Here is a 22,828-nt window from a genome sequence, read left to right on the forward strand (position 1 = left end):
TGACGCGCCGATGGTCTGTGTCCGTGCGGGTTTCAGGATCGCCGATTCCGGTGTGACGCACACCACTCGTCACCGAATCTCCCCGTTGTGTGTGACATCCAGGGCAACACGTGGTGTCCACCTGGCATGTGGGTACGGACACAGGGAGTGGCGCAACCTGTGCGGTCCCGTGAAAGGATGGGGCGCCCGCGCACCGGAGCCGGCCGGAACGTCCTGGTCGGGGGTGGTATGCAGGGCGTGTCTGACGGCTTTGAGGCGAGAGGACCGGAGCGTACGTGAGCGAGAACCAGAACCTCCTCGCGGAGCAGCGCCGCGCCCTGATCCTGGACGAGGTCCGGCGCCGGGGCGGCGTGCGGGTCAACGAGCTGACCCGCAAACTCGGCGTGTCGGACATGACGGTGCGCCGGGATCTGGACGCGCTGGCCCGGCAGGGTGTGCTGGAGAAGGTGCACGGCGGCGCGGTGCCGGTGGTCGAGGCGAGCACCCACGAGCCGGGGTTCGAGGCCAAGTCGGGGCTGGAGCTGACCGCCAAGGAGGACATCGCGCGGGCCGCCGCCGAACTGGTCGTGCCGGGTACGGCGATCGCCCTGTCCGGCGGTACCACGACGTACGCGCTCGCCCATCACCTGCTGGAGGTCCCCGACCTGACCGTGGTGACGAACTCGGTGCGGGTCGCGGACGTCTTCCACGCGGCCCAGCGGGTCTCCGGGCAGCGCCAGGGCGCGGCGACGGTGGTCCTGACCGGCGGGGTGCGCACCCCGTCCGACTCGCTGGTCGGCCCGGTGGCCGACCAGGCGATCGCGGCGCTCCACTTCGACCTGCTCTTCCTCGGCGTGCACGGCATATCGATCGAGGCCGGTCTCTCCACGCCGAACCTCGCGGAGGCGGAGACCAACCGCCGCCTGGTGCACTCGGCCCGTCGGGTCGTGGTGGTCGCGGACCACACCAAGTGGGGCACGGTGGGCCTGAGTTCGTTCGCCAAGCTGGAGCAGGTCGACACGCTGGTCACGGACGCGGGCCTGCCGGCCCCGGCACGTGCGGAGATCTCGGAGCATCTGCGCCGGCTGGTGGTGGCGGGCGAGGCGGAGAGCTGATCGCGTCCGCACCGCAGACATCTGACGGCCCATCAGTTATCGTGTCGGAGCCGGTCAACGGCCTTCTCGGCCAAGGGGGTTCTCGTCCATGACGCGCCGTCTGCGCCCCGTGGGGCTCGACTTCGTCGAGACCGCGCCCGTACGTCTGGTCTTCGCACGCGAGATGTCCGCGCCGCCCGAGCGGGTCTTTCACGCACTCAACGACGACGTGCCCGGCTGGGCGGAGTGGTTCGCCGCGGTGACCCACGCGGAGTCCGTCGACGACGGTGCCGGGCGTGACATCCGGCTCAAGGGCGGCGGGCGTTTCCGGGAGACGGTCATCGCGGCCAAGGAGGCGGAGGTGTACGCCTACCGGGTGGACCTGACCAACGCGCCCGGCGCGCACGCCATGGCGGAGGAGTGGCGGCTCGTCCCGTCGGGCGGCGGCACCCGCGTGCAGTGGACCTTCGCCGTGGACGGCACGGCGCCGTTCCGCCTCGTGGTCAGGATGGCGCGCGCAGGGCTGGGCCGGGCCTTCGGGAGCGCGGTGGCCGAACTGGACCGGCGCCTTACGCGGTAGCGGCTCAGCCGGCCCAGACTCCCGTCGCCAGCAGCGAGTCGATCGCCGCCGCGTAGGGCGCGACGTCCAGGCCCTGCCCGGCGAGCCACGTGTCCGAGTAGTACTTGTCGAGGTAGCGGTCACCCGGGTCGCACAGCAGTGTCACCACACTCCCCTGCCGTCCCTCGGCGACCATCTCGGCGACGATCTTCAGCGCGCTCCACAGCCCGGTCCCGGTCGATCCCCCGGCCTTGCGCCCGATCGCCCGCTCCAGCGCCCGCACCGCGGCCACGCTCGCCGCGTCCGGCACCTTCATCATCCGGTCGATGGCGCCCGGCACGAAGCTCGGCTCCATCCGCGGCCGCCCGATGCCCTCGATGCGGGACCCGCAGTCGCACGTGACGTCCGGATCGCCGGTGGTCCAGCCCTCGAAGAAGCAGGAGTTCTCGGGGTCGGCGACACAGATCCGCGTATCGCGCTGGGTGTAGTGGACATAGCGCGCGAGCGTCGCGGACGTACCGCCGGTCCCGGCGGTGGCGACGATCCAGGCGGGCTCCGGGAACCGTTCCAACTCCAGCTGGCGGAAGATGGATTCGGCGATGTTGTTGTTGCCGCGCCAGTCCGTGGCCCGTTCGGCGTAGGTGAACTGGTCCATGTAGTGGCCGCCGGTCTCCACCGCGAGGCGCGCGGACTCCTCGTACATCTTCCGGGAGTCGTCCACGAAGTGGCACCGCCCGCCGTGGAATTCGATGAGCCGGCATTTCTCGGCGCTGGTGGTGCGCGGCATGACGGCGATGAAGGGCACGCCGATGAGCTTGGCGAAGTACGCCTCGGAGACGGCCGTCGAGCCGCTGGAGGCCTCGATCACCGGCCGGTCCGGCCGGATCCAGCCATTGCACAGGCCGTAGAGGAAGAGCGAGCGGGCCAGCCGGTGCTTGAGGCTTCCTGTCGGGTGCGTGGACTCGTCCTTCAGGTACAGGTCGATGCCCCAGGCCTCGGGCAGCGGGAAGCGCAGCAGGTGGGTGTCCGCCGACCTGTTCGCATCCGCCTGGACTTTGCGGACGGCCTCTTTGAGCCAGTCGCGACATGCCGCGTCGCTGCGGTCGACGTCGAGGGTGACGCCGGTCCGGATCTGCGGGGTGATGCTCACGGCAGGACTCCTTAGGGCTTCGCGCCGACGACGTCCGAGCGCGGCCGACGCCTCGATCATAAGCACCTTCCACACCGCTTCCCACCTGCATAAACGCATCTTTGGGCAGCTCAAAGGCGCCCCTGGGGAGCAGTGGCGAGAACGCTTCGGGGGCGCACTGCGGCGAGTGCTCCGAGCGCCCCCGCCCGGCGGCCCCGGCGTACTGGTGCTGCGCGCCGAGGGCGGGCAGACTGCCACCGGACGGGACGAACGTCCCGAACGGGGGCGCACACTGGATCACGACACGGGCCGGAACGCGCCGGGCCGGGGCCGCAAGCTCCGGACGGCGACCGAGGCACTCGAAAAGGGGCGGGGCAGGATGGCGGAGCCGGAGTTCACGGCGAAGGGCGTGCGGATCGACAAGCGGCTGCGTTCGCTCACCCGGGCCGGTCAGGTCCGGATAAGGGACGGCAGGCTGCAGTTGCTGACGAGCTACGGCAGCGAGATCGACAGTGCGCCCGTGCAGGCCGTACGGGCCTCGAAGCCGTGGTTCGCGTCGCAGGACCGGGCTCTGGCCGACCTCAACGGCCAGCGCTACTCACTCACCCTGGGTGACCACGATCCGGCGCCGGGCGAGTCCGGTCCGCCCGCGGCGCGCCGCTTCATCGAGGCGGTACGGCGGGCCGCGGGGCGTGACCGCTGAACCGCGGCGAGTTGCGGGACCGTGTGCGCTGGGTCACGCTTGTCTCACGTCACTCTGGGTTTACCGGCGATAACGCTGCGAACCAGCCCGCCGGCCACGACAGCAGGCGGCCCCGTGGACGGCGGCGCCCTGCTGGATCCGTTCTCCGTGTTCTTCCGGACCTCACGTCGGGGAGTCGCAGCCGTGATCAAACACCCAAGCAGACACTGCTCGGTGGAGCTCCAAGCATTGCCCCCGCGGATCGGTCAGGTCCGCAGAATCGTATCTGCGCAGTTGCGGTACTGGCGCCTCGACCCGTTGATCGACCGGGCCGCGCTCGGTGTGACCGAGTTGCTGACCAACGTCCACCGGCACGCGCAGCCCGACAAGAACTGCACCGTGGAGATCGAGCTCCAGCTCGACCGCCTCACGGTGTCGGTCCGTGACCACGACCCACGCCTGCCCGTGATCGAGGACGGCACGGAGGTCGCGCTGATGGCCACCTGCGGCCGGGGGCTCGCGATGGTGGCGGCGGTCAGCGAGAGCTGGGGGGCGCGGCCGCACGACGACGGGAAAGTCGTGTGGTTCACCCTGCCCGCGCCGACGGCCGCACCGAAGCCGGCCCGCCCGCCGCGGCGGGTCGCCGAATCGGCGACCCGCCGGATCGGCGAGCCCGAACCCGCGCCCGCCGGTGCGCCCGCCCCCGCCCATGCGACCGCCGGTGCCCCGGCCCCCGCACACGCCACCGCCGCCGTGCCTGGCGCCGCGCACGCTCCCGCCCGCTCGGCTGTCGCCAGTTGAGCGGGCGGTGAGTCTCCTCGCCGCATCTCTCCCCCCGCATTCACTCCTGGGTCGTTCGCTCCCCGTCGACGACCCAGGGCACCTCAAGGCATACCGCCCGCGGGGCCGCTCCCGGCAGGCCTGCGGAGAGCGTCGGCCGCCGGCCCGCCGATGCGTTCCGTCGGCACCGCCGCGTCCACGCCGTCCGGGCTCGTACGGTGGGGTCGCCACCGCCGTACGGCCTCGCGGCGTACGCGACACGAGCCGCGTCCGGCGCCGCGGCGGGCGTGGTCATGCCGCGCCGGGTTTGCCGAGGCGGCCGAACTGCTCCTCCAGGACGGACAGCCTGCGCCAGTACTCGTCCTCGTCGATCTCGCCGGCGGCGAAGCGGCGGCCGAGGACCGCGAGCGGCGAGTCACCCGACGGCCGCCCCTCGTCCATCGGACGCCAGGGCCCGCCGCGGCCGCGCCACGCGGTGCGGCGCAGGAACGTGACGGTGCCGATCACGACGGCCGCCCAGATCAGCGGGAAGAACAGGATCCACGGGCCGGGGCCGCCGCCCCAGTTCGCCAGGGTCTGCATCTTGGTCCAACTCCTCCATCGGGAAGGTCTCGGTGTGCTGCCTTGAGCCTGACTCCGAGGCGGCGTCCGGGTCGTCGTGCGGACGACGGCAGTCGCCGTACCTCCCGGGGAGTACACGACCGCGGGCGCCGGGCTCCCGAAAGGACTGGCGTTCGCCGGCCCCGGACGGCGTAGACGCCGTGCGGGACCGCGGGGAGGCGGGTGTTCCCGCCGACCGGGTGATCCCCGGCCGCCTACGACCGCTGCCCCCGTCTCGGCGTCCAGCGGCGGGCCGCGGCCAGGCACGGGCAGTGGACGGCGGGCCCGGGATGCCGTATCCGCTGCCGCGGGTGCGGCTCCGCGGCCGGTGGCCGCGCCGGGTGCGGAGCACGTCGGCCGGATCCTCGCGGACGACCCGGCCCGGGCCTTCGCCGTCGAGTGCCGTCAGCCCTCAGGCAACGGAGATGTCGACCGACGGGCGGAGCTTCGCCGCGGCGGCCAGCGCTTCGTGGGCCGGGTGGGCCTCGAAGGCGGCCAACAATTCCTGGTCGGCGGGGAGTCCGGCCGCCGGGTAGGCGATCTGCTCGTAGGCCGCCTGGAAGCGCGGGCCCCAGCGGCGGGTGCCGAGGCGGGCCGTGCGGGAGCAGTTGTCGACCATGTACGCCACGTCGCGAGCGTGCATGTAGGGCAGCAGCGAGTCCACCGCCTCGATGACGGACTCGTTGACGATCTCGGACCAGGGGTGGCCGCGCTCGGCGAACTCGTCGACCTGCGCCATCATCGTGGCCACGAACACCCCGGCGGTGAACGGCTCGACGGGCAGCTCCCGTCCGGTCCGCCGGGCCCGCACCCGCTCCCCCGCCGCCCACATCGGTGAACCGCCGATCCGGCTCATCTCCCGCGTCCCGAGCCGGCGTTCGGCCAGGACCACGCTGCGCAGCTCGGTGCCGTCGGCGACCTCGTCGTAGATCTCCGCGACGATCTCGCGGGCGGGTGCGTAGGCCGCCGTGTACGCCCGGTCGAACTCCTCCCGGACGGCCGTGTCGAGGTTCTCCCGGACCGCCCTGATGCCCGCCCGGGAGATGGTCCGGGCGATGGGCCCGGTCACGTTCGCGCAGGACCGCTCGTACGCCGTCACCTCGTCGTCCCCGGCAAGCCGGTAACGGCTGTACAGGCTCTCCACGATGCCGTGCACGGCGCCGAGCAGAATGGCGCGCTCGCCGACGATGTCGGAGCGGTACTCGCTCTCCAGGGTGGTGCGGAAGGTGTACGGCGCCCCGAGCGCGACCGACCAGCCGAGCGCGAGGTCGGTGGCCCGGCCGTCGGGGTCCGCGTGCACGGCGAAACTGCTGTTGATCCCGGCGCCGTTGGTCTGCACGCCCTGTTCGTACAGGCGGCGCACGGAGTCGCCCATCCCCTTGGGACAGACGGCGATCACACCGTGGCCGGCCGGGAAGTCACCGCCGCTCTCGCGGAGATGGCCGAGCAGGAATCCGTGCGAAAGGCCGATGACCGCGCCGGGCCTGAGGACCTCGAAGATCTCCTGGTGGTGGGCGGCGAGGGCGGCGTCGGCGATCAGCAGGAGGAGCAGGTCGCTGTCGGCGGCGACGGCGAGCCAGTCACCGAGAGTGCCGTTCTCCTCGGTGAAGCCGTGCTCGCGGGCGTCGGCGGCCGAGGCGGAGCCGGGGCGCAGGCCGACGGTGACCGTGATGCCGGTGCCGGCGAGGGAGTCACGCAGGTTGCGGGCCTGGGCGCGGCCCTGCGGGCCCCAGCCCAGGACGCCGATCCTGCTCACCCCGGCGAACGCCTGGGGCAGCAGGGGGAAGAGGTGCCGTCCGCCACGCAGGATGGTCTCCGTGCCGCCGGGCACGTCCATGGTCTCGAGTGCGAAGACGCCGGAGGTGTAGCTGGTCGTCGAGGTCATGGTCGAGTTGTAGGCTCCGGGCGAACGTTGCGACAAGCGCAACTTTCGCAGCGGGCTGTTGCGGATTATGAAAGGGCCTGGTCACAGGGTGCTGGACGATCAACGGGGGCTGCGGCTCTTCCTCCACCTCGCGCAGTCGCTGAACTTCGGGCGGACCAGTCTGGACTGCCATGTCAGCCCGGCGACGCTGACCCGGACCGTGCAGCGGCTGGAGACGGAGCTGGGGCACCGGCTGTTCGACCGGGGCCCGCGCGGGGTGTCCCTGACCGCGGAGGGCCGGCGGTTTCGCGAATACGCGGTACAGGCGCTGGAGTTGTGGCAGGCCTACCGCGACGAACGCCCCGATCCGGCCGATCTCACCGGCAGGCTCACGGTGTTCGCCACCGTGACCGCCTGCCAGACCCTGCTGCCCGATCTCCTGGCGCCGTTCCGTACGGCGCATCCCCAGGTGCGGCTCGATCTGCGCACCGGGGACGCGGCGGCCGCGCTGGCCCGGCTCGACGAGGGCGAGGCCGATGTGGCCGTGGCCGGGATCCCGGCACGGCTCCCGGGACCGCTGGTCGGCCGGACGCTCACGGTGACCGACCTGGTCCTGGTGACCGCGCGCGACCGCCCGGACCCCGGTCTGGACGGCCCGTTCGTCCTCCCCCAGCGCGGTCTGGTGCGCGAGGCGGCCGACCGCTGGCTCCGGGCCCGGGGGCGGCCCGGGGCCGTCGCCTGTGAACCGGACGGCCACGAGGCCCTGCTGGCCCTGGTGGCCCTGGGCTGCGGCACGGGGGTGGTCCCCCGGCTGGTCCTGGAACACAGCGCGGTGCGGGACCGGATCGCGGTGCTGCCGGCCGACCCCGCGCCGGAGCCGTTCCCCATCGGTCTGTGCGTACGCCGGTCCGACCTCAGGCGGCCGCTGGTGGCGGCGTTGTGGAGCCTGACGGCGCACTGGTAGGCGGGCGGCGGGCCGGTTACCGAAGTGCCCCCAGCGGGTCGTCCAGCACCGGCTGCCAGGCCAACTCGGCTGCTCCCACGAGGCTGTTGTGGCTCAGCGTGCACGGCAGGATCGGCACGCTGCCGCTCTGGCCCCACAGGCTGCGGTCGGCGACGACGGCGCGCAGCCGCTCCGGGTCGGCGTCCAGCAGGGTGCGGTGCAGGCCGCCGAGGATGACGCGGTCGGGGTTGAGGATGTTGACCAGCCCTGCCAGGCCGAGGCCGAGCCGGTCGATCAGGGCCTCGGTGGCCCTGCGGACGGTCGGGTCGGCGTACTGGTCGCGGATCAGGTCCTCGGCCTGCCGGAGCAGCGACACCTCGGGACCGGGAGCGCGGCCCGCCTCGATCAGCAGCGCCAGCGGATCGGCCTCCACGTCCAGACAGCCCCGGCTGCCGCAGTGGCAGGGGCGGCCCTCGGGGTTCACGGCGAGGTGACCGACCTCCAGCGCGAGGCCCGAACTCCCCGTGTGCAGGCGGCCGTCCAGGACCAGCGCGCCGCCGACGCCCCGGTGCCCGGTGGCCACGCACAGCAGATCCCGGGCGCCCCGGCCCGCGCCGTGCCGGTGCTCGGCGAGCGCGGCCAGGTTCACGTCGTTGCCCGCGAACGCCGGACCGGTGATCCCGGCCGCCCGCACACACTCCGCGAAGATCCGGCGCACCGGTGCCCCGACCGGCCAGGCCAGGTGGAGGGGGTTGAGGGCCAGGCCCTCCGGCTCCGCGACGGCGGACGGCACGGCGAGACCGGCGCCGACGCAGCGGCGGCCGGTGGTGCGCAGCAGGTCGGCGCCCGCCTCCACCACCGAGCCGAGCACCTTGGCCGGATCGGCGTCGACCGCCTCGCAGCCGGGCGCGGTGGCGACGATGCTGCCGCCCAGGCCGACCAGCGCCGCGCGGAAACCGTCGGCGTGAACCTGCGCGGCGAGGGCGACCGGGCCGTTCTCGGCGACCTCAAGGCGGTGGGAGGGGCGGCCCTGCGAACCCGCGGCGGCGCCGGGGTGAGCGTCGACCCTGATCAGGCCGAGCGCCTCCAGTTCGGCGGCGACGGCACCGGCCGTGGCCCGGGTGACGCCGAGTTCCGCGGTGAGCACCGCGCGGGTGGGGGCGCGGCCGGTGTGCACGAGTTCCAGCGCGGGGCCGAGTGCGCCGCGCCCTCGGTCCAACCGGGGTTTCGAGGTTCCGTTCCCCGTCGGGCCGGGGGCCGCCTTTCCGCTCATGAGAGGGAGTCTGCCATGATCCGCAGGAGGGGCCGTATCGAAGGTGCGGCGCCGTCGGGGCTGGTCGCGTCCACGCGGTGGTAGCCGCATGTCGACACCGCCCCGCGCCCCTTTGGGGGCGCGCTCCAGCCGGGGTTCGTCAAAAGCCGCTCACTCTCAGCGTGACGTTGAGGCGGCCGGTCAGGCCCAGCTCCGGGGGCGCCGTGCCCGGGTACACCCTCGGCACCCCGTGGTAGGCGAGCCGCGACTCGCCCCCGAACACGAACAGGTCCCCCGACCGCAGCTCCACGTCCGTGTACGGCTTCCCTCGGCTCTCCGTGTTGCCGAAACGGAAGACGCACGTGTCCCCCAGGCTCAGCGACACCACCGGCGCGTCCGAGCGCTCGTCGGCGTCACGGTGCATGCCCATGCGGGCGTCGGCGCCGTAGAAGTTGATCAAAGCGATGTCGTACGACAATCCGCCGACCGCTTCCGGGCCGAGGGCGTCGGCCGCCGCGCGGCGGCCCAGTTCGTCGAGCCAGGCCGGGAACGGCTTCACGGGGCTGCCGTCGCCGTCGACGGCCGTGCGGGCGTAGGAGTACGGGTACCAGTGCCAGCCCAGGCAGACCTGGCGGGCGGTCATCGTGCCGCCCTGGGGCGTGCGGACCGTGCGCAGGCCCGCCGGGGGCCGGGCCCAGTCGCGGCAGGCGGTGAGCAGCGCGCGCTGCCGGTCCGCGTGCAGCCAGTCAGGGACGTGCACGGCGCCCGGCGCGATGCGGGCGCGCGCCCTCGGGAACAGCTCGTCCTCCATGCCCCCATCCTGCCCGACCGGGCCTGAGCTGCGATTCGGCTAGCCTGGACGCACGATGAGCGACCGTATGACGACTGCCTGGGGCGAGTTCGAGCTGTCCCGTTTTCCGGAGGATCCGCGCGACCGGCTGCGTGCCTGGGACGCCTCCGACGCGTACCTGCTGCGGTATCTCGACCGGGAGCGGATCGGACTGTCCGGCACGGTGGTGGTGCTCGGCGACCGCTGGGGGGCGCTGGTCACGGCGCTGGCGGAGCACCGGCCGGCGCAGATCACCGACTCGTACCTGAGCCAGGAGGCGACCCGGGTGAACCTGGGGCGCGCGGGTGTCGAGCCGGGCGCGGTGCGGCTGCTGACCACCCAGGATCCGCCGCCGGAGCGGGTGGACGTGCTGCTGGTGAGGGTTCCCAAGAGCCTTGCGCTCCTTGAGGACCAGCTGCTGCGGCTGGCGCCCGCCGTGCACGCGGGCACGGTCGTGGTCGGCACCGGCATGGTCAAGGAGATCCACACGTCGACGCTCCGGTTGTTCGAGCGGATCCTCGGGCCGACCCGGACCTCACTGGCCGAGCAGAAGGCCCGGCTGATCCACTGCACGCCGGACCCGTCGCTGGAGCGCCCGGAGAATCCGTGGCCGTACAGCTACGCGCTGCCCGAGGGCGTCGGCGCGGTCTCCGGGCGTACGGTCGTCAACCACGCGGGGGTCTTCTGCGCCGACCGGCTCGACATCGGGACCCGGTTCTTCCTGGCCCATCTGCCGGCCGGAGGACGGCGGATCGTGGACCTGGGGTGCGGGAACGGGGTCGTGGGGACGGCGGTGGCGCTGGCCGATCCGACGGCCGAGGTGCTGTTCGTGGACGAGTCGTTCCAGGCGATCGCCTCGGCGGAGGCCACCTACAAGGCCAACGGGGTGCCCGGGCACGCCGAGTTCCGGGTCGGGGACGGGCTGGCGGGGGTGGCCGCCGGGAGCGTGGACGTGGTGCTCAACAACCCGCCGTTCCACTCCCACCAGGCGACCACCGAAGCGACGGCGTGGCGGATGTTCAGCGGGGCGAAACGGGCGCTGCGGCCGGGCGGCGAGCTGTGGGTGATCGGCAACCGGCATCTGGGCTACCACGTGACGCTGCGCCGCCTGTTCGGCAACAGCGAACTGGTGGCGAGCGACCCGAAGTTCGTGGTGCTCAAGGCCGTCAAGCGAGGGTAGTCCGGCCGGCCGGCACACGGAGCGTTCGTCGGCGTAGTCGAGGACGACGAGGTCGTCGGCGGCCTCCGTGACGGGGGTGCCGGGGTCGGCGGTGATCGCCGCGGTGCGCACCCGTCCCTTCAACTCGCCGAGCAGTTCCAGCACTTCGGTGGTGGTGCCGGACCGGGTCAGGGCCGGCACCCGGTCGTAGGACCGCCCGTGCGGGAACTCCGAGGCGGCGAAGGCGTCCGTCTCGCCGTGCCCCGCCCTCTCGCGCAGTACGGCCGCGGCCTGGGCCATGAAACAGGAGGTGCCGCACCCGACGATCGCGACCCGCTCGCCCGGGGCCGGGAGCGCGTGGGCTTCACGGGCCGCCTGGGCGGCGGCTCGTGTCCAGCACTCGGGCTGGCCGTTCAGCTCGTGGATGATATGGGACTATCACCAGCCCTCCCCTGCGATGATTGTTCTTGCAAGATAGAGCGAGCTTTCAATCACAATCGAGCATTCCGCCTCAGATCGGGTGCGCTAGGGTCGCCGGGAGATCGAGGAACGGAGGGGCGGATGTCGCGCGATGCCCGCTGGAAGGCGCTGCTCGAGCTGCTGGCCGAGCGCGGCCGCCTTGAGGTCGAGCAGGCGGCGGCCGAGCTGGCGGTCTCGGCGGCCACCATCCGCCGGGACCTCGACCAGCTCGCCGAGCAGCAGATGCTGGTGCGCACCCGGGGCGGGGCGGTGGTGCACGGGGTGTCGTACGAGCTGCCGTTGCGCTACAAGACGGCCCGGCAGGCCTCCCAGAAGCAGCGGATCGCCAAGGCGGTGGCGGATCTGGTCACGCCGGGCGAGGCGGTGGGGCTGACCGGCGGTACCACCACCACGGAGGTGGCCCGTGCCCTGGCCGTACGCGCGGACCTCACCACCGGCACCCCGGCGCTGACGGTCGTCACGAACGCGCTCAACATCGCCAACGAGCTCGCGGTGCGGCCCCAGTTCAAGATCGTGGTGACGGGCGGGGTGGCGCGCCCCCAGTCCTACGAGCTGGTAGGGCCGCTCGCGAACGGGGTGCTGGGTCAGATCACCCTTGATGTGGCGGTGCTCGGGGTGGTCGGCTTCGACGTCACGCACGGGGCGGCGGCCCACGACGAGGCGGAGGCCGCGGTCAACCGGCTGCTGTGCGAGCGTGCGGCCCGCGTGGTCGTCGCCGCCGACTCCAGCAAGCTGGGCGCGCGGGCGTTCGCCCGGATCTGCCCGGCGGAACTGGTGGACACGCTGGTCACGGACACGGCGGCAACGCCGGATGCGGTGCGCCGGTTCGAGGAGGCGGGGATCCGGGTCCTGACCGCGTGACGCGACGCGCCGCTGCGGCTCGGCTCTCGGTCACATCCCGCTGGTGTCCGCGCTGACGAATCCCGCGCCCCGCTGGTCGTTGCAGCCGAACACGGGCCGGTCGGCCGGATCCGGCCAGCTCTGCTGGGCCTGGAGGGCGACGCTCACCAGGGTCAGCAGCAGGTCGACGTCGCTCGCCGCGTCGAGCCGGAAGGTCACCCACTGCGAACCCGGCACGATCCGGATCGCCCCCGTGCGCCTGAGGTTCTTGGCGAAGTGCCGGATGGCGTGGGCGGTGAGACGCAGGTCCACATCGCGTTCGGAGTGGAAGTGCGCGATCTCGCCCTGCGACGAACTCACCGCCTGCCCCAGCCCGCAGCTCGGTACGGCCTGGGTCAGGTCGGGCCAGGTCGCCAGTTGCGCCAGAGCACGCGCGGCCAACGTCATGGGGCCATCATGGCCCGCTCACTCTCCGGTAACCAACCAGCGAGCAGTTATTAACCGAGCTGTTGCCGGACTACGTCCGAACACAGACACCGGGGACGAGCGAATGTCCGCGGAATGTCAGCAGTTCGAGGGACGGAGGGTATCTCCCGGACGTCCGGGAGCGCCGTGGCCGGCGTCACGTGGCGCGCGGGTCCGGCATCTGCCCTACGCACGCCTGGCAGTCGTCGCCGCGAACGCGTCGGCGGCGGCGAGGTCGAAGTCCCCGTGATCACTGCCGAGGCCCTGGGCGACCAGTGCCGCCACGGCGTTGCCGAGGACCGCGGAGTCGTACGCGGTGCGGCCCAGCCCCATCCCGTAGACGAATCCGGCCGAGAAGGCGTCGCCGCAGCCGGTGGTGTCCACTACGTCGGTCTCGAAGGCGGGCACCGGCTCGGCGCCCTCTGCGGTGACCAGCAGCGCGCCGTCGCCGCCTCGGGTGACCGCGACCAGCCCGGCGCCGGCGCCGAGCAGCTTCTTCGCACCCGCCACCAGATCGTCCTCGCCGGAGAAGCCCAGCACCTGGTCGTCGTTGGGCAGGAGATGGTCGACGTAGGGCAGCGCCGCCGCGATCTGCTCGAAGCTGCCGAGGGCGCCGGGCGCGAGCAGGTCCACGGAGGTCGTCACGCCGTGCTCCTTGGCGAAGTGCAGGATGCGCGCGGCGGCGTCGACGCCGATCAACTCCGGTCCCCCGAGGTGGAGATGGCCGGCTTCGGCGAGGGCGTCCCAGGGCACGTCGTCGACGCCGTAGGTGATGTTGGCGCCCAGCAGGTGCAGCGAGGGCCGGTCGCCGCTCGGGCGGATGGGCAGCACGCTCGCCGAGGTGGCGGTGTCGGTACGGCGGACGAGGAAGCCGGTGTCGATCCCGGCCCTGCCGAGCAGTTGCACCAGCATGTCGCCGGTCGCGTCGGCGCCGACGGCCCCGGCGCTCTGCACGGTGGCACCGAGTTTGGCGAGGCTGAGCGCGGTCCCGCCGGCGGTCCCGGCCGCGGTCATCCTGATGTCCTCGACCAGGGTGGCGCCCTGGCCCTCGGGTATCGCGTCCACCGGCCGGACCAGCACGTCCAGCACGTGCACGCCCATCGTGACGACTCTCATGGCTTGCCCTCCTGCAGGGATTGGGTGGTGCCGTAGTTCCGGGCGATCGCGGCTTCGATCACCGCAAGTTGCTGCCGTTCGTCCAGGACGCGGGGCGTGCCGAGGGCCGCCGCGTGCTGGTAGACACCGCAGGCCCATTCGAGCAACAGGGCGTTCTCGACCGCCTTGTCGAGGGTCGGGCCGACGGTGACCGAGCCGTGGTTCGCCATCAGGGCGGCGCTGCGGCCGTCGAGCGCGGTGAGCACCGACTCGGCCAGTTCCGGGGTGCCGAAGGTGGCGTACGGCGCCACCCGGACGGTGCCGCCGAGGGCGAGCAACTGGTAGTGGACGCAGGGCAGTTCGTCGAGCACACAGGAGAGGGCGGTGGCCATCGGGGCGTGCGTGTGGACGACCGCGGCGGCGCCGTGACGCCGGTAGACCCCGAGGTGCAGGTCGAGTTCGGAAGTCGGTTGCAGGGTCCCGGCGACGACCTTGCCGTCCAGGTCGACCACCGTCACCTGGCCCGCGGTGAGCTGGGCGAGCACCGCGCCGGTCGCGGTGACCGCGACCCGGTCCCCCACCCGCACGCTGACGTTGCCCGCCGTGCCGATGAGCAGGCCCGCCGCTCCGAGACGACGGCAGACGTCCGCCACCGCGGCCCGCTCCTGAACCAGCGCGGAGCTTGAGTCCGTCATGGCCGCGACGGTAACCTAAACCTGAAACAAAGTCACGTTCAGATTCAGGAGCCGCAGGTGAGCGAGCCGAGCGCCGAGGAGGCCGGGACCGTGCTGCGTCGGACTCCCCAACAGGCCCGCAGCAAAGCCCGGTTGGCACGGGTGCTGCAGGCGGCGGAGCGCGTGCTGATCGCCGAGGGCGTACCGGCCCTGACCACGACCCGGGTCGCGGCGGAGGCCGGGGTGTCGGTCGGCTCGCTGTACCAGTACCTGCCCGACCGGGACGCGATCATCGACGCGCTGGCGGCCACGTACTTCTCCCGGCTCGAAGCGCTGATGGAGGAGTTCGTGCGCAGCGCGGCGACGGAGCGCTGGCCCGACCCGGTCGGCGTGCTGATCGACACGTACGCCGGGCTCTACCGCACCGAACAGGGCTTCAGGGCCCTGTGGTTCGGCAGCGGTCTGACTGACCGGACCCGAGCGGCGGACCGCGAGCACAAGCGCCGGATGGCCGACGGGGTGCGCCGGGTACTGCTCGCGCTGGGCATCGCCGACGACGCGCCGGGGCTCGGCCCCGCGTGCCATGCCGCCGTCCTGGCCGCCGACGCGCTCGCCCAGGAGGCCTTCCGCCGCGACCCCGAGGGCGACACGGCTCTCCTCGACGAGGCGAAGGTCATGCTGCGCGGCTACCTCACGGACCTCGCGGGGAGGCGCGGGCCGCGGGACGGCTGAGCGCCACCGGCCGCACGGCGGGCGCCGTGCCTTCGTACGCCTGCCCGTACGGCGTCCGCGGTTCCGGTCCGCCGCCCCGGCGCAGTTCCTCACCGCCCCCAAGGCCCCGGCCGAGAGCGATCGGCGCGAGCACACCCGTCGGCGGCCGATGCCCCATGCCGCCGCCGCCACCGCCACCGCCACCAGTGGGAGGAGAAGCACCGCACACCCGCTGACGGCGAGCGGGAGGCGGCCGGGGGCCGGTGCCGCGCGCAGAGGTCCGGTCGGCGGCGCGCCCGGCACACCGCCGAGCGCGCCCGCCGCGCGGGCCAGCCCGGCCACCCGCGGACGACGCCCCGGCCCGCGGAACGATCCGCCTGAACGATCCGCGTCGACCGGGGCGGCGGTCCGGTCCCGGTGGCCGCCCACCACCCTTGTCCCGTCCGCCGCCCTCACCTAGCCTGCATTTGTGCCGCTAATAAACAAAATCCGGACGCACAACGCCGTGCCCGGAAACGCCCTCGTCCGACTCCGCGTGGCCCTGACCGTCTTCTTCGCCATGGACGGCTTCGTCTTCGCCGGTTGGGTCGTCCGCATCCCGGCCGTCAAGGAACAGACCGGCGCCTCGGCCGGCGCCCTGGGTCTCGCCCTGCTCGGCGTCTCGGCCGGAGCCGTGATCACGATGATGTTCACCGGCCGGCTGTGCCGCCGCTACGGCTCCCACCTCGTGACCGTCGTCTGCGCCGTCCTGCTCTCCCTCAGTGTCGCCCTGCCCCCGCTCACCCACTCGGTCCTGGCCCTCGGCGCCGTACTGCTGGTCTTCGGCAGTGCCTACGGCGGCATCAACGTGGCCTTCAACAGCGCCGCGGTCGACCTGGTACGCGCCCTCCGCCGCCCGGTCATGCCCAGCTTCCACGCCGCCTTCAGCCTGGGCGGCATGATCGGCGCCGGCCTGGGCGCCCTGATCGCCGGAGTGCTGACGCCCACGCAACACCTGCTCGCCCTCACCGCCGTCGGCCTCGTGGTCACCCTGTTCGCGGGCCGCACGCTCCTGCGCACTCCCGCGCCGGCCACGCCCGAGGACGACCCAGCGCAGACGACATCCGTACCGCACCGCCTGGCCCCCGGCACCCGGCTGCTCGTCGTCACGTTCGGCCTGATCGCCCTGTGCACGGCCTACGGCGAGGGCGCCATGGCCGACTGGAGCGCCCTGCACCTGGAGCAGGACCTCGGCGCCGCACCCGGCACGGCCGCCGTCGGCTACTCCTGCTTCGCCCTCGCCATGACCGTCGGCCGGCTCAGCGGCACCAGACTGCTCGAGGTCCTGGGCCAGACCCGCACCCTGGTCTTCGGCGGCACCACCGCCGCGACCGGCATGCTGCTCGGCGCACTCGCCCCGGCCCTGTGGGCGGCCCTCCTCGGATTCGCCATCACCGGACTGGGCCTCGCCAACCTCTTCCCCGTCGCCGTCGAACGCGCGGGCAGGCTGGCCGGCCCCGAGGGGGTCGCCATCGCCTCCACGTTCGGCTACGGCGGCATGCTCCTGGGACCACCCGCCATCGGTTTCATGGCGGACTGGCTCTCCCTCCCCGCCGCCCTCACCACCGTCGCCGTCCTCGCCGCCACCGCCGCGGCCATCGCACTGCTGACCCGGCGCACGGCAGGGCACTGACCGGAGGTTCCCGCCCGTCCGCCGTCCGCACGCCCGTGCGGACGAGCGTGCGGGCGTGCGGGCGTGCGGGCGTGCGGGCGTGCGGCCAGGGCATCGCCTCAGTCCAGCAGTCCCGGTTCCGGTAGCGGCTCCAGTACCCCGGCCAGCCGCGCGGTGTCGGCGCCTGTCCAACCGGGCGGGCTCGTGATCTCCGCCCACGCGCTCGTCGGCAGGGTTCCGTACCGGTGTCCGAATCCGTCCGGCACGCTGTCGGCGCCTGCCAGGTCGCACGCCACCTGCCAGGACGTCAGCAGCGGGTACCACCGCATCGCCGGTGAGACGTCGCGGGCCCGCGGCCGGTCCAGCCAGTCCGGCCTGCGGAGGGCGAGGCCGGGCGACCACCAGACGACGGGGTCGGAGCCGTTCTGGAGGTAGACCGCGCGGGGCTCGCCCCAGGGCGCGTCCGGGATGCCGTAGTCCGCCGGCACCTGCGCGAAGCGCACATGCGCCCCGTCGGCGACCACCGGCCGCCACTCGGGGCTGCCCGGCTGCCGCCGTGCGGTGACCGTCTTCCACAGCGGGTTGTCGTAGGTCGGGCCGACGAACAGCGCGCCGCCGGTCTCGGCGACGAGCGCGGCAGGGGAACCGTTCAGGGCGGACTCCATGGAGAAGGATCCGAGGCTCTCGCCGTAGAGGACGAGCCGGGGACGGGAGCCGGCGGGGAGCGTCCGCCACTTGGTGTAGACGGCGTCGAAGAGGGCACGTCCGGTGGCGGCGGCCTCGTCCTCGGTGAGCGCGGATACCCAGCTGGGGAGATACGAGTACTGCATGGCGACCTCGGCGGTGTCGCCGTGCCACATGTACTCCAGGGGTTTGCTGCCCTGGTCGTTGATCCAGCCGGTGCCGGTGGTGCCCATGACGGCGAGGACCGTGCGGGAGAAGCCGCCGGTGCGTTCGAGTTCGCGTACGGCGAGGGCGGCGCGTTCACCGAGGGTGTCGGCGGAGCGCAGGCCGACATAGACCCGTACCGGATCCTTCGCCGGGCGGCCGGTGAAGGCGGCGATGTCGGCGCGGGGCGTGGCCGTGCCGACGAAGTCGCGGCCCTTGGCGCCCAGCGTGTCCCAGCGGGCGGCGGAGCCGGGGCTGCCGGAGAGGGTGGGCAGGGTGGACTGGTGGACGCCCTCGGTGGTGCCCTGGTCGGCGAGCGAGGCGCCGCTCTCGATCGCGTCCAGCGCGGCGCGCAGCAGGAAGCCCTGGACGATTCCGACGATCACGAAGGCGGCCAGGACGACCCCGGTGGCGCAGGCGACGGGGCGCGGGACGAGCGCGCCGAACGCGTGAACGACCACGCGGGTGGAGAGCCGTACCACGCGGGCGGCCAGGAGCAGCAGCGCCACGACCAGCGCGGCCACGAACGGGACGAGCGCCCACTGCCACCAGACAATGTGCGGGGGCAGGGTCACCGCCCGGCGGACCTGTCCCTCCCAGCGGACGCTCCAGGCGGTGACGGTGACCACCGCGGCGGCGCCGAGCACGCCCAGGGCGGCCCAGAGGGTACGGCGGGTCCGTGGGCGGACGCGGCCGCCGGCCCAGCTCAGCAGCAGCCGGGCGAGGGTCTCCAGCACGGCGCCGACGGCGTAGCCGACGGCCGCCGAGACGCCGGCCACGAGTCCCTGGAGCCACCAGGCACGCGGGAGCAGGGAGGGGGTGAGGGACAGGCAGTAGCACAGCACCGCCACGCCGACGCCGCCCCAGCACGGCCGCCGACGGACCACCCGGTCGGGGCCCGCATGCCGGCGCACCCGCTCCGCCGTCCGCCGGGTCCCGTCCTTCATACGATTCAGAGCCCTGCCCGCACCACTCACTTGGCCACCTCGGGACCACGATCGGCCACCGCATCCGCCGCCGCATCCGGAAAGTCCCCCAGGTTCACCCTTCCTCGCGGGAAAAGGTGCAAGCCGGCACGAGGTGTCCCATCGTGGTGGGCATGGCCCAGGCCCGGACGACCGCGAACGCACGCTCCACCCCGCCTGCGGCCGGACTGACGCCGACCGCGCCGACCGCGGCGGCAGGCGGCTCGGTGGCCGGTGCCGGTGTTCTCCGGCGGGGCACGAGCGAGCGCGCCGCTCGGCAGGCCGTCACCCGGGCCGCCCGCGCCCTGTCGCCGAAGGCGGGGATCCGGGTCGTCCCCGTCGTCGGCGCCGCACCGGGCGGGGGTCGCGGCGGCGGGCACCGCACGCCCTGCCGCACGCCGGGCGCCCCGACCGGGTTCTGACACCCCCTCGGCATGCCGCTCGCCCGGTTCCCCCGGCTCCCCACCCGCCCCGCCCTGGCGGCTGCGGTGGCCGTGCTGGTATCGGCGAACCTGCTGGACAACCGCTGGGCCGGGTCCTGGATCCTGCTCACCGCGGTCGTCGTCTCGGCCGTCCTGGTGGGGCTGCTGTTCTGGGCCGGGGGCAACTGGTTGGAACTGGGGCTCGGCCGCGACACCCTCGGCGACGGGGCACGTTGGGCGGTCACTTTGATCGGGATCGTCGCGGCGGTCTATCTGGGCGGGGCCTTGCTGCCGGTCACCCGTGGACTGTTCGCGGACCAGCGGACGGACGCGCTGAACGGGCCGGAGATCGCCTTCAAGGCGCTGGTCGTGGTGCCCGTGGGGACGGTACTGCTGGAGGAGACGGCCTTCCGCGGGGTGCTGTTCGCACTCCTGCGCCGCCTGCGCACGGCCACCACGGCGGCCGTCGTCTCCTCCGTGCTCTTCGGCCTGTGGCACATCCTGCCCTCGCTGAACCTCGACAAGGACAAGCCGACGCTGGGTTCGCTCTTCGGGCACTCGGTCGCCGGGGCCGTGCTGGTGGACATCGGCGCGGTGCTGTTCACGGCCGTGGCGGGCTGTCTGCTGTGCTGGCTGCGCGATCGCAGCGGCTCCCTGCTGGCGCCGATGGCCCTGCACTGGGCGGTCAACGCGCTGGGGTACACGGTGGGGTTCCTGCTGCGCTAGGGCCTGCTGCGAAAGTGGCGTCGCCGCCCGAAGGGCGGCCGCGCGGCGTCCGGTGCGGGCTCTGGGGATCCCCCCGGCCGAAGGCTGGGGGGAGTGCCGTCCGGAAGCCCTCGTACCGGGCGTACCCGGGCTTTCGGGCGGTGCGCCGAGAGGGCGCGCCGGGCGTCGCGCGGCAGACGGCACTTTCGCAACAGGCCCCAGCCGCGGGCACGGGCTCGTATCCGGCAGACTCACGGCATGGAGACTGACGAGTTTCTTGAGATCCTCGACCGGGAGGGCCGGTTGCTGGCCACGGCCGCCGCGGCGGCGGGGCTCGACGCCCCGGTTCCCACCTGCCCCGACTGGCGGGTGCGCGACCTGCTGCGGCACACCGGCACCATCCACCGGTGGGCCGCCGGTGTCGTCGCCGACGCCGAGACCTCACCCCGCCCCGTTCCGGACCCGCCGGCCATCGACGGCACCGAGCTGACCGCCTGGTACCGGGAGGGCCACCGCCGGCTCGTCGACACCCTGGGCGGCGCACCGCGGGACATGAACTGCTGGACCTTCCACCCCGCCCCGGTCTCCGCACCGCTGGCCTTCTGGCTCCGCCGGCAGGCCCACGAGACGACCGTCCACCGCTACGACGCGGAGGCCGCGCGGGGCGGCCGGGCCACCCCGGTCGGCACGGACTTCGCGGTCGACGGGATCGACGAACTGCTGCGCGGCTTCCACGCCCGCACCCGCAGCCGGGTCCGCAGCGAACACCCACGGGTGATGGTGGTGCGCACGGTCGACGCGGACGCCGCCTGGACCGTACGGCTGTCGGCGCGGCCGCCGGTCACGGGACTCGGCGCGCACGACGACGCGACGGCCGAACTCGCGGGCCCCGCCGACCAGTTGTACCTGGCCCTGTGGAACCGGGTGCCGGTGCCGACGGTGCACGGCGACCCCGAGGTGGTGGACCTGTGGCTGACGAACTCCGGTATCTGACCGGCCGGCCAGGGCAGGCGGCCGGACCGGCCGCTCTCAGCTCGGTTCGGCGGCCAGCATCCGGGTGAGCACCGCGCGCTGCACCGGCAGCACCTCGCCGTGCAGCGCGCGCCCCTTGCCGGTGAGCGCCACCCGCACGCCGCGCCGGTCCTCCGGGCACATGGTCCGCTCGACCAGGCCGTCCTTCTCCAGGCGGGCGATCAGCCGGGACAGCGCGCTCTGACTGAGGTGCACCCGTTCGGCGATCTCCTGGACCCGGAAGCTGCACGCGCGGTTCGCCGCCGGAGCGTCAGAGAGCAGGTCGAGGACCTCGAAGTCGCTGGCGCACAGGCCGTGGCCGTGCAGGGCGCGGTCGAGTTCGCACTGGGTGCGGGCGTGCAGGGCCAGGATGTCCCGCCATTGCTCCACCAGTGCCTGCTCGGGCTTCTTCGCCGCCATCGGGGCAACGTAGCAGAGAATCCCGACTGTTGCACAGTAATTAAATGCATTTGCATTCGATGCATGTGCATGTAGTCTCTCGGGTCATGACCTCTCCGCTCACCGCCCCCGTCGCCGGGGGACGCTGGACTCCCCGGCTCTGGGGCACCCTGCTGGTGCTCTGCGCCGCCATGTTCCTGGACGCGCTGGACGTGTCGATGGTCGGCGTCGCCCTGCCGTCGATAGGCTCCGACCTGCACCTGTCCACCTCGACGCTGCAATGGATCGTCAGCGGCTACATCCTGGGATACGGCGGCCTGCTCCTGCTCGGCGGCCGCACCGCCGATCTGCTGGGCAGGCGCCAGGTGTTCCTCGTGGCCCTCGCCGTCTTCGCGCTCGCCTCACTCCTGGGCGGCCTGGTCGACTCGGGTCCGCTGCTGATCGCCAGCCGCTTCGTCAAGGGCCTGAGCGCGGCCTTCACCGCCCCCGCCGGCCTCTCGATCATCACCACCACGTTCCCCGAGGGCCCGCTGCGCAACCGGGCCCTGTCCATCTACACCACCTGCGCGGCCACCGGCTTCTCCATGGGCCTGGTGCTGTCCGGCCTGCTCACCGAGGCCAGCTGGCGCCTCACCATGCTGCTGCCCGCCCCCATCGCCCTGGCCGCACTCCTCGCCGGCCTCCGGCTGCTGCCGCGCAGCTCCCGCGAACGCGACCACAACGGCTACGACATCCCCGGCGCCGTCCTCGGCACCGCCTCCATGCTGCTCCTGGTGTTCACCGTCGTGGAGGCCCCGCAGGTCGGCTGGGCGTCGGCCCGCACCCTGCTGTCCTTCCTCGCGGTCGCCGTCCTGCTGACCGTCTTCGTCCGGATCGAACGCCGCTCCCCGGGCCCGCTCATCCGCCTCGGCGTGCTCCGCTCGGGCAACCAGATCCGCGCCCAGCTCGGCGCGATCGCCTTCTTCGGCTCGTACGTCGGCTTCCAGTTCCTGACCACCCTGTACATGCAGTCCCTGCTCGGCTGGTCCGCGCTGCACACCGCGCTGGCCTTCCTGCCGGCCGGCGCGCTGGTGGCGGTGTCCTCGACCAAGGTCGGCGCGATCGTGGACCGCTTCGGCACCCCGCGGCTCATCGCGGCCGGCTTCGCGTTCATGGTCCTCGGCTACGCCCTGTTCCTCCGGGTCGACCTGAGCCCGGCCTACGCGGCGGCGATCCTGCCGTCGATGCTGCTGATCGGAGCGGCCTGCGCCCTGGTCTTCCCCTCCCTCAACATCCAGGCCACCAACGGCGTCGACGACCACGAGCAGGGCATGGTCTCCGGGCTCCTCAACACCTCGGTGCAGGTGGGCGGTGCGATCTTCCTGGCGATCGTCACGGCCGTGGTCACCGCGGGCGCGCCCGCCCACGCGACGCCGCAGGCGGTGCTCGACAGCTACCGTCCCGGCTTCCTGGTGGTCGCGGTCGTGGCCCTCGCCGGGCTGCTGATCACGCTCACGGGGCTGCGGGCCCGGCGCCCGCAGCAGACCGTCGTGATCGCCAGGTCCGCCTCCCTGGAGGCGGAGCGCGTGCCCGCGGGCGACTGAAGGGGGACGGCTGCGCACATGCGCCCGGCGGGGGACGTTGCCCCGCCGGGCGCCCGGCTGTGAGACTGT

At 73.2% G+C, this 22,828-nt stretch carries 23 protein-coding genes and 1 pseudogene; 13 read left to right on the plus strand and 11 right to left on the minus strand.

From position 1 onward, the window contains the following. Positions 1–275 precede the first annotated feature (275 nt). Both LQ326_RS22355 and LQ326_RS22360 read left to right on the plus strand, forming a co-directional pair. Positions 276–1,094 carry a DeoR/GlpR family DNA-binding transcription regulator gene (locus LQ326_RS22355; protein ID WP_234539105.1) on the plus strand — a complete coding sequence of 273 codons (819 nt, stop codon included), beginning with the start codon at positions 276–278 and terminating at the stop codon, positions 1,092–1,094. A gap of 88 nt (positions 1,095–1,182) precedes the next feature. After that, positions 1,183–1,653, plus strand: a complete 471-nt coding sequence (locus LQ326_RS22360) for an SRPBCC family protein (protein WP_234539106.1) — start codon at positions 1,183–1,185, stop codon at positions 1,651–1,653. 4 nt (positions 1,654–1,657) lie between these two features. Here LQ326_RS22360 and cds1 read toward each other — a convergent pair whose 3' ends face one another. After that, complete coding sequence (gene cds1, locus LQ326_RS22365; protein ID WP_234539107.1) at positions 1,658–2,782, minus strand: L-cysteine desulfhydrase Cds1; 1,125 nt, start codon at positions 2,780–2,782, stop codon at positions 1,658–1,660. 358 nt (positions 2,783–3,140) lie between these two features. On the opposite strand from cds1, the gene LQ326_RS22370 reads away from it, so the two are divergent. Beyond that, on the plus strand, positions 3,141–3,464 hold the full coding sequence (locus LQ326_RS22370) for a hypothetical protein (protein ID WP_181807920.1): 324 nt from the start codon (positions 3,141–3,143) through the stop codon (positions 3,462–3,464). 183 nt (positions 3,465–3,647) lie between these two features. Next, positions 3,648–4,244 (plus strand): ATP-binding protein, encoded by a 597-nt coding sequence (locus tag LQ326_RS22375; protein ID WP_234539108.1) that lies wholly within the window; start codon positions 3,648–3,650, stop codon positions 4,242–4,244. 270 nt (positions 4,245–4,514) lie between these two features. Here LQ326_RS22375 and LQ326_RS22380 read toward each other — a convergent pair whose 3' ends face one another. Together LQ326_RS22380 and LQ326_RS22385 are read right to left on the minus strand one after the other, a co-directional pair. Continuing rightward, positions 4,515–4,805 carry an SHOCT domain-containing protein gene (locus tag LQ326_RS22380; protein ID WP_234539109.1) on the minus strand — a complete coding sequence of 97 codons (291 nt, stop codon included), beginning with the start codon at positions 4,803–4,805 and terminating at the stop codon, positions 4,515–4,517. A gap of 430 nt (positions 4,806–5,235) precedes the next feature. Then, complete coding sequence (locus LQ326_RS22385) at positions 5,236–6,708, minus strand: ketol-acid reductoisomerase (RefSeq protein ID WP_234539110.1); 1,473 nt, start codon at positions 6,706–6,708, stop codon at positions 5,236–5,238. 88 nt (positions 6,709–6,796) lie between these two features. On the opposite strand from LQ326_RS22385, the gene ilvY reads away from it, so the two are divergent. Further along, positions 6,797–7,651 carry an HTH-type transcriptional activator IlvY gene (ilvY, locus tag LQ326_RS22390; protein ID WP_234539111.1) on the plus strand — a complete coding sequence of 285 codons (855 nt, stop codon included), beginning with the start codon at positions 6,797–6,799 and terminating at the stop codon, positions 7,649–7,651. A gap of 16 nt (positions 7,652–7,667) precedes the next feature. On the opposite strand, the gene LQ326_RS22395 is transcribed toward ilvY, so the two are convergent. Further along, the gene (locus LQ326_RS22395; protein WP_234539112.1) at positions 7,668–8,903 is read right to left on the minus strand and encodes an ROK family protein; all 1,236 of its coding nucleotides are present in this window, start codon (positions 8,901–8,903) and stop codon (positions 7,668–7,670) included. A gap of 139 nt (positions 8,904–9,042) precedes the next feature. Beyond that, positions 9,043–9,693, minus strand: coding sequence for an alpha-ketoglutarate-dependent dioxygenase AlkB family protein (locus LQ326_RS22400; protein ID WP_234539113.1), 651 nt, complete (start codon positions 9,691–9,693; stop codon positions 9,043–9,045). Between the two features lie 67 nt (positions 9,694–9,760). On the opposite strand from LQ326_RS22400, the gene LQ326_RS22405 reads away from it, so the two are divergent. Further along, positions 9,761–10,891: a methyltransferase gene (locus tag LQ326_RS22405; protein WP_234539114.1), complete on the plus strand. Its 1,131-nt coding sequence runs from the start codon at positions 9,761–9,763 to the stop codon at positions 10,889–10,891. A 15-nt stretch (positions 10,892–10,906) separates the two neighbouring features. Here the strand turns inward: LQ326_RS22405 and LQ326_RS22410 are convergent. Then, positions 10,907–11,299 (minus strand): annotated as a pseudogene (locus tag LQ326_RS22410) (SIS domain-containing protein); the annotation flags it as partial. A 132-nt stretch (positions 11,300–11,431) separates the two neighbouring features. Here LQ326_RS22410 and LQ326_RS22415 point away from each other — a divergent pair. Beyond that, a complete protein-coding gene (locus tag LQ326_RS22415) occupies positions 11,432–12,211 on the plus strand; it encodes a DeoR/GlpR family DNA-binding transcription regulator (protein ID WP_234539115.1) in 780 nt (259 codons plus the stop codon). A 30-nt stretch (positions 12,212–12,241) separates the two neighbouring features. On the opposite strand, the gene LQ326_RS22420 is transcribed toward LQ326_RS22415, so the two are convergent. The 3 genes from LQ326_RS22420 to LQ326_RS22430 all read right to left on the minus strand — a co-directional run bounded on the left by LQ326_RS22420 (position 12,242) and on the right by LQ326_RS22430 (position 14,445). Next, positions 12,242–12,637, minus strand: a complete 396-nt coding sequence (locus LQ326_RS22420) for a luciferase domain-containing protein (RefSeq protein WP_181807983.1) — start codon at positions 12,635–12,637, stop codon at positions 12,242–12,244. A 204-nt stretch (positions 12,638–12,841) separates the two neighbouring features. After that, complete coding sequence (locus LQ326_RS22425; RefSeq protein WP_234539116.1) at positions 12,842–13,771, minus strand: carbohydrate kinase family protein; 930 nt, start codon at positions 13,769–13,771, stop codon at positions 12,842–12,844. After that, positions 13,768–14,445, minus strand: coding sequence for a class II aldolase/adducin family protein (locus tag LQ326_RS22430; protein ID WP_181807981.1), 678 nt, complete (start codon positions 14,443–14,445; stop codon positions 13,768–13,770). The genes LQ326_RS22425 and LQ326_RS22430 overlap by 4 nt, the downstream gene beginning before the upstream one ends. Before the next feature lie 57 nt (positions 14,446–14,502). Here LQ326_RS22430 and LQ326_RS22435 point away from each other — a divergent pair, with 57 nt between their 5' ends. Together LQ326_RS22435 and LQ326_RS22440 are read left to right on the plus strand one after the other, a co-directional pair. Continuing rightward, positions 14,503–15,156, plus strand: coding sequence for a TetR/AcrR family transcriptional regulator (locus LQ326_RS22435; RefSeq protein WP_234539117.1), 654 nt, complete (start codon positions 14,503–14,505; stop codon positions 15,154–15,156). A gap of 538 nt (positions 15,157–15,694) precedes the next feature. Further along, positions 15,695–16,807, plus strand: coding sequence for an MFS transporter (locus LQ326_RS22440; RefSeq protein ID WP_268207410.1), 1,113 nt, complete (start codon positions 15,695–15,697; stop codon positions 16,805–16,807). Positions 16,808–16,905: 98 nt separating this feature from the next. On the opposite strand, the gene LQ326_RS22445 is transcribed toward LQ326_RS22440, so the two are convergent. Continuing rightward, positions 16,906–18,621 carry an alpha/beta hydrolase gene (locus tag LQ326_RS22445; RefSeq protein ID WP_234539119.1) on the minus strand — a complete coding sequence of 572 codons (1,716 nt, stop codon included), beginning with the start codon at positions 18,619–18,621 and terminating at the stop codon, positions 16,906–16,908. 152 nt (positions 18,622–18,773) lie between these two features. Between LQ326_RS22445 and LQ326_RS22450 the strand changes: the two genes are divergently transcribed. The 3 genes from LQ326_RS22450 (at position 18,774) to LQ326_RS22460 (ending at position 20,759) form a co-directional block, all read left to right on the plus strand. Next, positions 18,774–19,061, plus strand: a complete 288-nt coding sequence (locus LQ326_RS22450) for a hypothetical protein (protein ID WP_234539120.1) — start codon at positions 18,774–18,776, stop codon at positions 19,059–19,061. A gap of 12 nt (positions 19,062–19,073) precedes the next feature. Continuing rightward, positions 19,074–19,787 carry a CPBP family intramembrane glutamic endopeptidase gene (locus tag LQ326_RS22455; protein WP_234539121.1) on the plus strand — a complete coding sequence of 238 codons (714 nt, stop codon included), beginning with the start codon at positions 19,074–19,076 and terminating at the stop codon, positions 19,785–19,787. 237 nt (positions 19,788–20,024) lie between these two features. Continuing rightward, positions 20,025–20,759, plus strand: a complete 735-nt coding sequence (locus tag LQ326_RS22460) for a maleylpyruvate isomerase family mycothiol-dependent enzyme (RefSeq protein WP_234539122.1) — start codon at positions 20,025–20,027, stop codon at positions 20,757–20,759. Between the two features lie 36 nt (positions 20,760–20,795). On the opposite strand, the gene LQ326_RS22465 is transcribed toward LQ326_RS22460, so the two are convergent. After that, positions 20,796–21,197 carry a MarR family winged helix-turn-helix transcriptional regulator gene (locus tag LQ326_RS22465; RefSeq protein WP_234539123.1) on the minus strand — a complete coding sequence of 134 codons (402 nt, stop codon included), beginning with the start codon at positions 21,195–21,197 and terminating at the stop codon, positions 20,796–20,798. 86 nt (positions 21,198–21,283) lie between these two features. Between LQ326_RS22465 and LQ326_RS22470 the strand changes: the two genes are divergently transcribed. Beyond that, on the plus strand, positions 21,284–22,759 hold the full coding sequence (locus LQ326_RS22470) for an MFS transporter (protein WP_234539124.1): 1,476 nt from the start codon (positions 21,284–21,286) through the stop codon (positions 22,757–22,759). The last annotated feature ends 69 nt before the right edge of the window (positions 22,760–22,828 follow it).

It is taken from the genome of Streptomyces shenzhenensis (assembly GCF_021462265.1).
In the GTDB taxonomy this organism is placed as follows: Bacteria; Actinomycetota; Actinomycetes; order Streptomycetales; family Streptomycetaceae; genus Streptomyces; species Streptomyces shenzhenensis.

What these genes read in the sequence shown, in the direction of transcription:
- LQ326_RS22360 (WP_234539106.1), top strand. Translation starts at nt 1,183, where the DNA reads ATGACGCGCCGTCTGCGCCCCGTGGGGCTCGACTTCGTCGAGACCGCG.
- LQ326_RS22370 (WP_181807920.1), top strand. Translation starts at nt 3,141, where the DNA reads ATGGCGGAGCCGGAGTTCACGGCGAAGGGCGTGCGGATCGACAAGCGG.
- LQ326_RS22380 (WP_234539109.1), bottom strand. Translation starts at nt 4,805, where the DNA reads ATGCAGACCCTGGCGAACTGGGGCGGCGGCCCCGGCCCGTGGATCCTG.
- LQ326_RS22385 (WP_234539110.1), bottom strand. Translation starts at nt 6,708, where the DNA reads ATGACCTCGACGACCAGCTACACCTCCGGCGTCTTCGCACTCGAGACC.
- LQ326_RS22395 (WP_234539112.1), bottom strand. Translation starts at nt 8,903, where the DNA reads ATGAGCGGAAAGGCGGCCCCCGGCCCGACGGGGAACGGAACCTCGAAA.
- LQ326_RS22400 (WP_234539113.1), bottom strand. Translation starts at nt 9,693, where the DNA reads ATGGAGGACGAGCTGTTCCCGAGGGCGCGCGCCCGCATCGCGCCGGGC.
- LQ326_RS22405 (WP_234539114.1), top strand. Translation starts at nt 9,761, where the DNA reads ATGACGACTGCCTGGGGCGAGTTCGAGCTGTCCCGTTTTCCGGAGGAT.
- LQ326_RS22415 (WP_234539115.1), top strand. Translation starts at nt 11,432, where the DNA reads ATGTCGCGCGATGCCCGCTGGAAGGCGCTGCTCGAGCTGCTGGCCGAG.
- LQ326_RS22420 (WP_181807983.1), bottom strand. Translation starts at nt 12,637, where the DNA reads ATGACGTTGGCCGCGCGTGCTCTGGCGCAACTGGCGACCTGGCCCGAC.
- LQ326_RS22425 (WP_234539116.1), bottom strand. Translation starts at nt 13,771, where the DNA reads ATGAGAGTCGTCACGATGGGCGTGCACGTGCTGGACGTGCTGGTCCGG.
- LQ326_RS22430 (WP_181807981.1), bottom strand. Translation starts at nt 14,445, where the DNA reads ATGACGGACTCAAGCTCCGCGCTGGTTCAGGAGCGGGCCGCGGTGGCG.
- LQ326_RS22440 (WP_268207410.1), top strand. Translation starts at nt 15,695, where the DNA reads ATGGACGGCTTCGTCTTCGCCGGTTGGGTCGTCCGCATCCCGGCCGTC.
- LQ326_RS22445 (WP_234539119.1), bottom strand. Translation starts at nt 18,621, where the DNA reads ATGAAGGACGGGACCCGGCGGACGGCGGAGCGGGTGCGCCGGCATGCG.
- LQ326_RS22450 (WP_234539120.1), top strand. Translation starts at nt 18,774, where the DNA reads ATGGCCCAGGCCCGGACGACCGCGAACGCACGCTCCACCCCGCCTGCG.
- LQ326_RS22455 (WP_234539121.1), top strand. Translation starts at nt 19,074, where the DNA reads ATGCCGCTCGCCCGGTTCCCCCGGCTCCCCACCCGCCCCGCCCTGGCG.
- LQ326_RS22460 (WP_234539122.1), top strand. Translation starts at nt 20,025, where the DNA reads ATGGAGACTGACGAGTTTCTTGAGATCCTCGACCGGGAGGGCCGGTTG.
- LQ326_RS22465 (WP_234539123.1), bottom strand. Translation starts at nt 21,197, where the DNA reads ATGGCGGCGAAGAAGCCCGAGCAGGCACTGGTGGAGCAATGGCGGGAC.
- LQ326_RS22470 (WP_234539124.1), top strand. Translation starts at nt 21,284, where the DNA reads ATGACCTCTCCGCTCACCGCCCCCGTCGCCGGGGGACGCTGGACTCCC.